Genomic DNA, 12,160 nt, shown 5'->3' with positions numbered 1-12,160 from the left:
CTTGCCGTCAGCTGAACGATTTGCCGCAGGAGCAGACCGAGCCGGCATTCGGATTATCGAAGGTGAATCCCGAGCCCTCCAGCTTCACCACGAAATCAATGGTCGTGCCGGCGAGGTGATCACGGCTCATATTGTCGACGAAAACCCTGATGCCGTCTCGCTCGATCACGGTCTCGTTGGGTTTCGCCTGCTCGGCCAGGTCCATCGCGTATTTGAACCCGGCACATCCACCGGCCTCAACCATGATGCGCAGACCGCGCGCTGGCTGCGCCGACGTTGCGAGCACGCTCTTGACCGCATTCAACGCGCTGTCTGTCAGATTGATCATCACTCACCCTCCACTTACCTGAGCTGGCGCTTGCGAGTTGGCAATTCGCATGCCAGCCCGCCGCCTCTGACAATGTTGGCCTTTTTTCACCGTGCCGTTTGCTTTGCGACGCGTGTCAGATTCCTGACACCGCTCATGAACGGCGCGAGCCAGCAGGTTCGCATGGATTGCGCGGATCGGTGCCGTCCGTATTTTGGCTCCGTATCCCAACTCGGATGAAGCGAATGGAAGCCGCGCCGCTACAGGCGGGTCGACGGAGTAGCAGCAAGCCGACAGGTCCAGAGCAGGAGGCCGGCGAACATCTCGACCGGCCATGTCGAGTGTTAGAACCTCACGCTACGGGTGACGTAGAACCTTTTTGCGTGCCGCTCCAACGGCTTCTCTAAGAAGCGGGATCCCACGCTGCCGCCGCCATTAGTTTGTATGCGGCCCACGACAATCTCTGCCGCGTACATGCGGCCGGGAGACTGCGCCAGCGCTGGTCCAGCAGAGCCGCGCCACGGCAACGAATTTGCATCGCGCCTCGTGCCGGCGCCCCGTCCGGCGATCACGCTCGACGAGGACGATTCGCATGAAACCCATGCCCGAACAACCAGAACGCTCACCGGGTATTTTGATGGACCCGGTCCGTGTAGGCGCTGAACCCGTTCAGCTTGTTTTTCATAATGACGACGACACCCCTGTCGGCTTCGTCGTCCGTCTGCTGCGCGAGGTATTTGGAAAACAGCAGCGGGATGCCGTAGCACTTGCCGAGTTCGTCTGGCAACAGGGCAAGACCGTCTGCGGCCCTTATCCACCCTCAGTTGCGAAAGCGCTGATCGAGGAAGCACAGAGTCGCATTCGTGCTGCTGGATTTCCCTTGCTGATCACGAGCGAAGCCGCAGGCAAGGCGCACACAGCCGACCTGTCCGATGTGCAATTCGAATATGCCTGTGATGCGCTGGCCTGGCACTTTGCCGATTTCCTGCCCGGGGAACTCGCCACGACGGTGCGGCATTTGCCGGTCTACATGCGCGCCGATGTTCAGGTTGCGATCGACAAGCTTTTTGCTGACCCAATCCGTTTCTTCGGCGCGTATGAACGGCATTGGGATGAGGCGCTTTCATTCGCTCGAATGAAACGCCGTGGATCTGATGCGATTTCACTTGTACCGCCCCAATTTGACGAGATCGATACGGGCGAGATGGCGCCGGTCAAATGTTTGCGTAACGGCTTGTGGCTTTGCCAGGCGAGCGAATTCCCCTATGCCGTCGTGCTCTCTCAGGATCGCGAATTTGACGGTGGGGTCCGGATTCGCATCGAAATCATCGTCCCTGCGCGCGATACCGGCGACAGCTTCGTGCAATGCTGCTTTGATGAACTAGAAAGAACCGTCCACTCTACATGCTGCTATCGTGGCAAGATCCTCTCGCTCGACGGAGGCGCGGATTGCCCTGGCCACGTCAGGGGCGTGACGGTACATCGGCTGGCGAAGGTCAAACGTGAGGACGTCATCTTGCCCGAACGGGCACTCAAGCTGCTCGATCGCAGCGTGTTGGACTTCGTCGATGCGCGCGATGCACTCCGCCGGCTCGGCCAGTCGACCCGCAAGGGCATTCTGCTCTATGGTCCGCCCGGCACCGGGAAAACTCACACGATCCGCTATCTCGCCACCAACCTGCCGGGCTACACCACGCTGATCGTTACCGCCGAACAGGTCGAGCTGCTGAGCGCCTATATGACACTGGCGCGCCTGCTGCAACCAACGATGGTGGTGATCGACGATGTCGATCGGATCGCCAGCAACCGCAGCATTTGGGCCGCAAGCGAGATATCCTTGCTGAAGAAGCTGCTGAATGAATTGGACGGCTTGAGAGACGATGCTGATATCCTCTTCGTGCTCACCACCAACCGTCCCGACCAGCTCGAGGTCACCCTGGCTGATTGCCCCGGCCGCATTAACCAGGCGATCGAACTGCCGCTGCCGGATGCAGCCAGCCGCGGCAAGCTGATCCGGCTTTACAGCGGGGGTCTGCCGCTTGAGGCGGAGATCGTTGCCCAAGCCGTACGCAGTACCGAAGGGGTCAGTGTCATTTTCATCAAGGAGCTCATGCGGCGCATGACGCAATCAAGCATTGAGCGTGACGGCGGACATTCAGTGAGCGCAGCCGATCTCCACGAAGCCCTCGATGATATGTTGTTCGCAGGCGGGCGACTCAACGCGAAGCTGCTAGGCGGCCCCCAAACGATGGTTGCCGGGACCCGAAGCGGAGCGACGGGTGAAATCGAACCGCCTCGAAGGTCAAGGAAAGCGCGCCATTAGGCCGAGTGCCTCTTGGCGCGCCGCAAACTCGCACGAGGAGGACACCGAACGCGGCCGCCAGGATCAGATGGGGGGCTCCAAGGACGCTTGCCGGCAAACGTAAAGCATTGCAATTGGATAACGATCAGCTTCACGACCGAGCCAAACAAAAGAAGGCAGATCCACTACGCCGGCCACTCAGGTCCGACAATGTCGCGTTCCTGACGCGCTTGTTTGGCGACCGCGGCCCGATTGCGCGTTTTTATCCAGCAATACCTCAATGAACCGTCGCGCATGCAACGGCAAGACCTTTGCATTGTGTGTCTTGCCGGCAAAAAGTGTCCGGCGATCAGCTCGGATTGAGGACGATCTTCATGACTGCAATCGAGAACACCGCGCTCGGCCGCCTGGAGAAGGAGGGGCGCCTGCTCAATGCCGTACTTAAAGGCGGGACCACCAAGCCAGGCCGATTTGGTTTCCGCGGCGATATCGCGCTGAAGTTCCAGGCCCAGGTCGCGGACGAGAAGCGACCGCCGGACTATTCGATCGAGCAGGTGCTGACGATCGCGCAGGATGGGGAAAGCACTATTTCTATGCTGGCCGGCTATCTGCATTCCCTCGCTTATCTCGCCGACGTCGCAGACGTGCTTGACGGCGCGCTCAGCCCGGAGGGTCGCTACATTATGTTCTGCAACAACATAGACCTGTTGGCGAAATACCGGATCAAGCTCGGCGATGTCACCTTCCACGTGCTGCCATGCGACGAATCCACAGTCTGGAAGGAGATGATGGACCTGGTCGGGGTCAACAAGGATGACATCAAGAAGCTCGACGCGGGCGGCAAACTCGACTACCTGCTCGACGCGGCAAAGGGGCTCAATGCGTCCTATGATGAGATCTCTTACGAAGACGGCCTGAAGAGAATGGCGCCTGTGAAGAACCGCAACGAGAACCGGCCGGTCTGAGCGCGCCGCTTCAGCTCTCGCCGGCGGAATCCTCCTCGACAAGTCGCACGCCGATGACGCATATGTCGCCGTCCAAAACTGTCAGCGCGACCGGCGTGAGCTCTCCGCCCTTACAAGGACCCTCGACGCCGCGGCCGCTGCCAAGCTCGAACGTCGATCCGTGCTTGCCGCACATCAGCCGGGTTCCATTTGGATCGAGGAACTCGTTGGGCTCCCAGTCCAGATTGACGTCGTCGTGTGGACATTTGTTGAGATAGCCAAGCACCTTCCTGCCCCAGCGTACCACAATGATGGGCCACGGCCTGCGCTTCCCGTCCTCACCGAGGATCATGAGATTGAAGCCGATGGCCCGGCGGCTTGGAATGTCCTCGAAGCCGCAGATCGCATAGACGGTGTGGGGCTGCGCCCCTTGCCTGGTCATAACCATAACCTTTCATGATGATCCTGCGATCAGGCCTGCAGGGATCTCAGAGCCACGGATCGTCCACTTTTTTACGAACCCGCGGCGCCTGACGTTGCGTCCGCACCCGATTGGACCGGGGACACAATCGGCCAAGCCGCGCCAGCATTCGCGCAGTCTCGGTCCAGCGCCGATGCAACTCGCGGCCGCCACGAAATTGATCTTCGGGTTTCGGCTTTCCGGCGTTGGACCAGCCACATTCGCACTTTTGCGACAAATGAGCTTCTTCAGTATTTGCCCGAACCATCAAGCTCGTGGCCCTCGGATCCCGGCATTCCACGACATTGCCCGGTATCGAAAGGCGCTGCGATCTTCGCCAAGATGCACCATCCGTGTTCATCTGGCCCACGATTAGCCCCCTTCTGGCAGAGGCGGACATAGGCCGCTTCACGCCGCTTCCGCTGCGGCGGAAACGTGGGTCTGGCAATTGGTCGGACAAACCCTGGCGCAGGCGCCGCAGCCGATGCAGGCGCCCTGGTCATTCATGACCATAATTTTCTTCTCAACCTCATCGTCGTCGTCGAGATCGACAAGTTCGCCCTCCTCGTTGATCCCCTTCAATGTCATGACATCACGACCGCAGACCTTGAAGCAGCGGCCACAGCCGATGCACTTCTTGGCATCGATCGCGCTCAAGTAGTCCGGCGTCCAGTCGCGGCCGTCGCGCGTTGCAAATGACATGATGGGGTCCCTCTCTACGCTTTCTCCAGCGCCTTCAGGTCCTGGCTCCTGCGCTCGAGTTCGGCGTAGGCATCGTACGCCTTCTGCGCCACCGCCATGATCGAAGTCCAGTTGACGGGCAGTTCTTCCGACAGATCGTGCAGATCCATTTTGGCCTGCAACGCTCTGGACGACAGCTTCTTCAATTCTGCTAACAGTTTCTCGCGATCGCTCATGCGCGGCCCTCAATAGTTCGCCACATCGGGAAATTTCCTGATCATCTTGATTCCGTCCCGGATATACTTGTTACCTTCACTCGCAAGCTTTGCGAGATTGTCGAATCCGAAGCGATGTACATCCCGAAGCTGCTTGTTCACCGCGATCAGCCGCCCCCCAATCAGCACCAAGCGACCAAAGCCCTCATGGTGCATCTTCAGCATCGGCTGGATCATCACGTCGGTCGCCTTCTCGATCGAAACGGCGACGGCGTTGAAGAACAGCTCCAGCCGCCAGACCGTATCCGGATCGGGATCGCCGATGACCGGCAGTGCGCGTCGCTTCTCCTTGTCCAGGATATAAGGTTCGAGGAGGTCGAGATCGCTCTTGCCGGCCCAGGCCCCACTCATGTCCTCAGCCCGCCAGATCCTGACCAGCTCTTTGACGAATGGTGCATCGAACCCGCCAGCGGGTTGCATGACGTCTGCAGCCTCGGTCATGTGATCCTCATTCGTCGAAATCGAATGTGCGCTTCTTGTCCTTGGCCAGGGCTTTGCGTAGCCATGGCGGCGGCGTGCCCTTCAGCACGCGCTCGAGCTTTTCGAGCAGTACCTGGATACTTTCTGGCTTGTTGACCTTGATGGGGTGGATCTTTCTGGCCACCACCCGCGCGGCGCCGGAGCCGCCGATGGCACCGACATAGAGGATGGCGCAATCCTTGATCGCCTCGATCTTGGGCGCCAGCTTGTCTTCGTCGCCGTCTTCCTTCAGGTCGCCGTCGAACTGGACTGCTTTGAGAAATACGTGCCCGCCTGGCCCGACCTCGTAGACGGCGATATTCTTCGCCCAGCCAAAATGGGCATCGACGCGCCTGAGATCTTGGGTAGCGAACGCAACTTTCATGCAATCGACCTCTCTGTTGAGTCGATGGAGCTCCGCCGGCCGCTCCTTGACGGCAGCGTCGCGCTCCGCCAGCTATCCGGCGTCGGCGCATGATTTGCCTCGCGATCGGCGATCACCAGATTGGCGATCTCAAAGATCAGATTCCGCGTGCCCCGATAGCCGACGGATACCTGGTGTCCTGCTCCGAGCCGGTCAAACATCGGAAAGCCCGCCCGATGGAACGGAATCTTCAGGCGTGTCGCAGCCTGCCGACCATGCGAATGCGTGATCAGCAGATCGCAATCCCTGCTTCTCGCAAGATCTTCCAGGTCCTCCAGATCGCCGATCTGCACCTCCTTGGCCTTGATCTGCTCCAGCACCGCCGATTGCGTGGTCGTCACGGCCGCGCTCACCTGCGCGCCCATTTCGTGCAGCATGCTGGACAGGTCAAACAACAGGTCAGGCTCTGCGCCGATCGCAAGTCTGCGGCCGCCGATCTGGAAATGCGCGTCCAGCATCGCATCGACAAGCTGCCCGCGCTGGCGCCGATATCTTGACGGCACAGGGCGGCCGCTGATTTCGCTCAAAAACGCAATGAAATCATCATTGGGGACCAGGCCGCAGAGTCGTTCAAACAGGCGAAATGGAACCCCGGTCTTGTCTTGCATGGCCTCTGCCGCCCGCCGCATCTGAGCACCGATGGCAATCGTCCAGCCGGCCCGGCCCATGCGCGCGACGTCATCGATCCCAATGCCGCCGATCGTCGTTGCCGTGAAATGTTCGGGGATATGCCCATCCAGCGAACCCGCCAGATCGGGCAGGAAGGATGGCTGCAGGCCGAAATCCTCAAAGATGATCCTCAGTTCGTCGAGGTCACCCGGCGTGAGGTGACATCCGGGAAGGACATTCACCTGCGCAGGATTGCGCACGGTCTCGGCCGCAGGCACCTCGACCAGCACCTCGACCATGCGCGCGACCGTCTTTCCCCAGCCATCCTGGAATGCGTCTTTGAAATCGGGCGTCGAGACATAGATCAGAGGAAGCTTGTCGAGCTGTGGATGCTTCTCGCGGATCAGCTTGATATAGGCGTCAACATCATCGCCATTGGTTTCCGTCACCCCGGTCGAACAGATCCCGATAATCTCCGGCTTGGCGCGATTATGGATATTGAGTATAGCCTGCTCGACATTTTCATAACCGCCCAGCACGGTCGTCACCTCGCTCATGGCTGTGGTCTGCAGCGGCACCGGCTCTCTGAAATGCCGCACAAACAGTGTGAGCCCAAAGGACGTGCATCCCTGCGGGCCGTGCAGAAGCGGCATCGCCCCGCGAAGCCCCATGAAGGCGAATGCGCCGCCGATCGGCTGGCTCATCTTGAGTGGGTTGACCGCACAGGCCTTGTTCGGCGTGGTGACAATGACCATGACGCCCCTATTCCGCGGCCTGCAGCGTGGCCGGCCACCAGGAGATTGGCCTGCCCGCCAGGATGTCCTCGATCCGGCGTCTGCAGCAGCCACCGACCGCTTGGGTGTGCTGTGTGACCGCTTCGACGCTGGTCAGGTTATGTGAGCGGATCGCGTCCTCGATCGTGCCGAGGTCGACCGTGTTGCAGAAGCAAATCCTTCGCGCGCGCGGGGTCCTCTGCGTCAGTGTTCGATCGGCGACGATCTCAATCGGCTGCACGTCGAGTTGCGCAACCGGCGTGGTCTGCCAATTCTCCGTCGGACCGTCCCACGGCGGCGGTCGACGCAATTGCTCCCACATCGGGTTGAACAGCGCCTTGTCGATCTCCTCGACCAGCTTGACGATGCCGACATAGCCCATATAGGCGTGGCAGCGCTCCTGGTTGATATCGAGCCAGGGCATCGCCGCTTTCAGCGCGACGAACTGCGACTTGCCGCCCGAGAGCATGATGTCCGCTTTCGCGTCCTTCAGCATCTTGTACATTTCGCGCGGCGTCATGTCCTCGATCATATGGGCGTCCTGCCCGATCAAATGCTTGATTCGCTCCTTGTCCTCTTTTGTGGATTTCTTCACGCTGGTTCCGACCAGTTCGAGCCCGGCTTCCTGCAGCGCGGCAACGACCGACCAGGACTTGACGCCACCGGTCATCAGCAAGACCTTCTTGCCTTTGAAGCGCGGCCTGTACGGCTCGATTGCGGCCCGGGCCCGCGCTTCCTCGCGCGCGATCACAGCCTCGGTGCGCCCGATCAGATCTTCCGGCGCGCCGCGCTCGACCAGGAGCCGCGCAATCTCGCGCAGTGCGTCGCTGGAGTCCTGGATGCCATAGAACGAGCCTTCGAAGAACGGGATGCCGTAACGCTCCTCCATCTTGCGCGCGACATTGATCATCGCCCTCGAACATACCATCATCGCGGCGCGCGCCCGGTGCGAGGAGGCGACTTCGTGATATTTGCCATCACCAGCGATGCAGGACAGGATACGGATGCCGAGTTCGTCAAACAGCGGCTTGACCTGCCAAAGCTCGCCGGACAGATTGTATTCCCCGATCAGATTGATGTCATAGGGCGTGGTGCAGTCCGGCTCCTGTGTTCCGATAACATGTTCGAGCAAGGCCTCGCCGGCCAGCTTGTTGCCGAGGTTCTTGGAACCGACGAAGCCCGGCGAATTGACTGGAATAACCGGCGTGCCGAACCTTTGCGAAGCGGCCTTACAGACTGCGTTGATGTCGTCGCCGATCATGGCGGGAACACAGGTCTGATAGACGAAGATGGCCGACGGGTCGCACTTGTCGATGATCTGCTTGATCGCCTTGTAGAGCCGCTTCTCGCCTCCAAATACGATATCGGTCTCAGTCAGATCTGTCGTAAACCCGGTGCGCCACAAGTTCGGACCCGATGATACCGAGCCGCGATTATCCCACGAATTACCTTCGCACGCGATCGGACCATGCACCAGGTGGGCGACATCGGTAAAAGGCTGCAGCGCGATCTTGGCGCCGTCGAAGGCGCAGCCGCCGGCGGCGCTTCCGGGCTTCAGCTGCCTGGTGCAGCCCTTGTTCCGCTCGGCCTGCGACTTGTTGGCATTCTTGGCGCAGCCCGGCTCGTTGAAGACATCTTGGACCGTGGCTGGTAGCGAACTCATCCGGCTTTTCCTCTTACGCTATCTGCAAGGCTCGTCCATCCCTGCGCTTCTGCCACCGCCGATGTTGTCCGGCGATGGCAGCGCATCGATCGTCATCAACGAATGATGTCGAAGCTAAAATCGGTCTTGCCTAGAACGTTCGTCTTCTTGTCGATCTCGTCGAAGATCTTGTCGAGCATCTTCACCAGCACGTTCATGCCGCCCTGATAGCCCCACACCGGAGAGCGGTGATGGTGATGGCGATCAAAGATCGGGAAGCCGATCCGGATCAACGGAGTGCCGGTATCGCGTTCCAGATACTTGCCATAGGTATTTCCGATCAAAAAATCGACCGGCTCGGTGAACAGCAGCGAGCGCATGTGCCAGAGGTCTCGACCGGGATAGGCGTGACAGTTGTGCCCGTAAGGCGAGCTCGCAAATAGCGCCCGCATTTTCTGGTCCCAGGCCTTGTTGCCGTTGGTGGACAGCACATGCGTTGGTTCGGCGCCGAGTTCGAGCAGGAAAGCCGCCAACCCATGGCAGAGGTCCGGATCGCCATAGATCGCGAACTTCTTGCCATGGATATGCGCGCTGGAATCGGCCATCGCGTCGACCAGGCGACCGCGCTCTCGAGCGAGTTCCTCCGGGATCTCCTTGCCGCTGATCCGCGACAACGCCATGAGGAAATCATCCGTCGCGGATACGCCCACCGGATAATTGAAAGCCAGGACCTCCTGGCCATGGTCGGCGATGAACGGAAGCGTCTTATCCGTGCACCACTGCTGCATGGAGATCGTGGCCTTGGCGTGAAGGGCGTTCGCGGCGTCTTCCAGCGTGGTGCCGCCGTCATACATCCGGAACTCGCCGTCTGTCGGTGTATCGAATACATCGGAATTGTCGGCGAGGATGATGTATTCGATACCCATCAGTTCGAAAATACGCTTGATCTCGCGAAGGTTGCCGACAGTGTAGCCGTCGAAGCCCCCGATGAAGTTGATCTTGCGGTTCGGCTTGCGCTCCAGCTTGTCTGCGGTTCCGGCCTTGCCGTCCCAAAAATGCTCCAGGATCCCCTTGAGTGCATTGTCATAGCCGGTGACATGACTGCCGACGAACGCCGGGGTGTGCGCGAACGGGACGTCGAGATCCGCTGGGACTGAGCCTTTTTCCTTCGACGTCTTGATGAAGGCGTTGAGGTCGTCACCGATCACCTCCGCCATGCAGGTGGTCGAGACCGCAATCATCTTGGGCTTGTACATATTGTAGCTGTTGGCGAGCCCATCGATCATGTTGTTCAGGCCGCCGAATACCGCGGCGTCTTCCGTCATCGACGAGGAGACGCAGGAGCTCGGTTCCTTGAAGTGCCGCGACAGATGGCTGCGGTAATAGGCCACGCAGCCTTGGGAGCCATGCACGAAAGGCAGCGTGCCCTGGAAACCGACGGAGGCGAACACCGCACCGAGCGGCTGGCAGGCCTTGGCCGGGTTTATCGTCAGAGCCTCCCGCGCGAAGTTCTTTTCGCGATATTCTGATGTCTTCGTCCACTCCTTGACGCGTTCGACCTCGGCAGGGTCGCGAGGATTTTCAAACATCTTCTTGTTGTCCAGCATCTGCTGGTATTCCGGCCCGCGAAACAGGTCGAAGTGATCGAGCACATGGTCTGCACTCTGCGCCATGGATAAAAGCCTTTCAGGTATCGTGATTAACGTCGCCCCGTCTCTTGGCAGAGAGCAGGGATTGCTTGCGTCATTCTGCGGCCAAGAGCTTCGGTCTTGGCACGTCCTTCCAGGGCGCCTTCAATTTCTTCCAAATCGGCGAATTGACCGCCATGTCCATGTCGCGCGCGAAAATCGCAAACCCGTCATAGCCGTGATACGGGCCCGAATAGTCCCAGGAGTGCATTTGCCGGAACGGCACACCCATCTTCTGGAATACATATTTTTCCTTGATCCCCGAGCCGACCAGGTCGGGCTGGATCTTCTCGACGAAGCGCTCGAACTCGTAGCCATTGACGTCGTCGTAGATGAGCGTGCTGTCTTTCACGTAGTGCTGAGCGGTGCGCTGGTAGTCGTCGTTGTGTCCGAACTCATATCCGGTGCCGACGACTTCCATGCCGAGGTCTTCGTATGCACCGATCACGTGACGCGGACGCAATCCGCCGACGAACAGCATCACCGTCTTGCCCTCCAGGCGCGGGCGATACTTTGTGATCACGGCGTTCACAAGCGGCTGGTATTTCTCAATCACCCGCTCGACGCCCTCCTTGATCTTGTCATCGAAATAGCCCGCGATCTTGCGCAGTGATTCTGCGATCTTTGCGGGCCCGAAGAAGTTGTATTCGCACCAGGGAATGCCGAACTTCTCTTCCATGTGGCGCGAGATATAGTTCATCGAGCGGTAGCAATGCAGAATGTTCAGCTTTGCCTTCGGTGTCGCCTCGAGTTCGGCCAGCGAGCCGTCGCCGGACCACTGGGCAATTACGCGCAGGCCGATTTCCTCCAGCAGAATTCGAGACGACCAGGCGTCGCCGCCAATATTGTAATCGCCGATGATTGCGACATCGTACGGGCTCGGCTCGAACCTCGGCTTGCTCTGTGGGTCATCCTTGTCGAAGATCCAATCGCGCACCGCGTCATTTGCAATATGATGGCCAAGCGACTGCGATACGCCACGGAAACCCTCGCAGCGGACCGGCACGATGGTCTTGCCGCCGAATTCCTTTGACTTCGCTCTGGAGACCGCCTCGATGTCATCGCCGATCAGGCCGATCGGGCATTCCGACTGGACTGTAATGCCGTTGTTGAGCGGGAACAGTTCCTGGATCTCATCCATGACCTTGATGAGCTTCTTGTCGCCGCCGAATACAATATCCTTTTCCTGGAAATCGGAGGTAAACTGCAAGGTCACGAAACTATCGATGCCTGTCGTACCCACGTAATAGTTACGGCGCGAGCCCCACGAATATTGGCCGCAGCCAACCGGGCCATGGCTGATATGAACCATGTCCTTGATCGGTCCCCAGACCACGCCCTTGGAACCCGCGTAGGCGCACCCGCGAATTGTCATCACGCCAGGTATGGATTTGATGTTGGACTTCACCCCGCAGTCCGACCGGCCGGCCTCGTGAATGTTGAGGTGCTTGGCGCGTCGTTTTGCGGTCTTCTCCGGGTAGACCTTCAGCACCTCCTCGATCAGCTCTTTGTTGCGCGCCCTGATCTGTGCGGTGCTATAGGTCGTGGCGAGACTCATTCTGATGTCCTTTAGGATTTGCTGTTGCAACGGCGGCT

12 protein-coding genes are annotated in these 12,160 nt (G+C 59.4%); 2 read left to right on the top strand and 10 right to left on the bottom strand.

The window, feature by feature from the left end; all coding sequences use genetic code 11:
* Positions 1-7: 7 nt before the first annotated feature.
* Positions 8-328, bottom strand: coding sequence for a HesB/IscA family protein (locus BI327_RS17440; protein WP_076861931.1), 321 nt, complete (start codon positions 326-328; stop codon positions 8-10).
* Positions 329-899: 571 nt separating this feature from the next.
* On the opposite strand from BI327_RS17440, the gene BI327_RS17435 reads away from it, so the two are divergent.
* Together BI327_RS17435 and BI327_RS17430 are read left to right on the top strand one after the other, a co-directional pair.
* Positions 900-2,630 carry an ATP-dependent Clp protease adaptor ClpS gene (locus BI327_RS17435; protein ID WP_245334842.1) on the top strand — a complete coding sequence of 577 codons (1,731 nt, stop codon included), beginning with the start codon at positions 900-902 and terminating at the stop codon, positions 2,628-2,630.
* Positions 2,631-2,983: 353 nt separating this feature from the next.
* Positions 2,984-3,574 (top strand): hypothetical protein, encoded by a 591-nt coding sequence (locus BI327_RS17430; protein WP_076862200.1) that lies wholly within the window; start codon positions 2,984-2,986, stop codon positions 3,572-3,574.
* A gap of 10 nt (positions 3,575-3,584) precedes the next feature.
* Here BI327_RS17430 and BI327_RS17425 read toward each other — a convergent pair whose 3' ends face one another.
* The 9 genes from BI327_RS17425 to nifD form a co-directional block, all read right to left on the bottom strand.
* Positions 3,585-3,995, bottom strand: coding sequence for a Rieske (2Fe-2S) protein (locus BI327_RS17425; protein ID WP_076861927.1), 411 nt, complete (start codon positions 3,993-3,995; stop codon positions 3,585-3,587).
* A 426-nt stretch (positions 3,996-4,421) separates the two neighbouring features.
* Entirely contained in the window at positions 4,422-4,715 is a 294-nt protein-coding gene (gene fdxB, locus BI327_RS17420) for a ferredoxin III, nif-specific (protein ID WP_076861925.1), read from the bottom strand.
* 14 nt (positions 4,716-4,729) lie between these two features.
* Positions 4,730-4,930 carry a CCE_0567 family metalloprotein gene (locus tag BI327_RS17415; protein WP_076861924.1) on the bottom strand — a complete coding sequence of 67 codons (201 nt, stop codon included), beginning with the start codon at positions 4,928-4,930 and terminating at the stop codon, positions 4,730-4,732.
* A 9-nt stretch (positions 4,931-4,939) separates the two neighbouring features.
* Complete coding sequence (locus BI327_RS17410) at positions 4,940-5,410, bottom strand: NifX-associated nitrogen fixation protein (protein ID WP_066503842.1); 471 nt, start codon at positions 5,408-5,410, stop codon at positions 4,940-4,942.
* A 7-nt stretch (positions 5,411-5,417) separates the two neighbouring features.
* On the bottom strand, positions 5,418-5,813 hold the full coding sequence (gene nifX / locus BI327_RS17405; protein WP_066503841.1) for a nitrogen fixation protein NifX: 396 nt from the start codon (positions 5,811-5,813) through the stop codon (positions 5,418-5,420).
* Positions 5,810-7,216, bottom strand: coding sequence for a nitrogenase iron-molybdenum cofactor biosynthesis protein NifN (nifN, locus tag BI327_RS17400; RefSeq protein ID WP_076861922.1), 1,407 nt, complete (start codon positions 7,214-7,216; stop codon positions 5,810-5,812). Before nifN ends, nifX begins: the two co-directional genes overlap by 4 nt.
* Positions 7,217-7,223: 7 nt before the next feature.
* Positions 7,224-8,897: a nitrogenase iron-molybdenum cofactor biosynthesis protein NifE gene (nifE, locus tag BI327_RS17395; protein WP_076861920.1), complete on the bottom strand. Its 1,674-nt coding sequence runs from the start codon at positions 8,895-8,897 to the stop codon at positions 7,224-7,226.
* A 95-nt stretch (positions 8,898-8,992) separates the two neighbouring features.
* Complete coding sequence (gene nifK, locus BI327_RS17390; protein ID WP_076861918.1) at positions 8,993-10,549, bottom strand: nitrogenase molybdenum-iron protein subunit beta; 1,557 nt, start codon at positions 10,547-10,549, stop codon at positions 8,993-8,995.
* A gap of 70 nt (positions 10,550-10,619) precedes the next feature.
* Entirely contained in the window at positions 10,620-12,122 is a 1,503-nt protein-coding gene (nifD, locus tag BI327_RS17385) for a nitrogenase molybdenum-iron protein alpha chain (RefSeq protein ID WP_076861916.1), read from the bottom strand.
* Positions 12,123-12,160: the final 38 nt, after the last annotated feature.

The organism is Bradyrhizobium mercantei (assembly GCF_001982635.1).
GTDB classification, from domain to species: Bacteria; Pseudomonadota; Alphaproteobacteria; order Rhizobiales; family Xanthobacteraceae; genus Bradyrhizobium; species Bradyrhizobium mercantei.
Note: the sequence above shows the minus strand (reverse complement) of the source record. Positions and strands in the feature narration are given on the sequence as shown.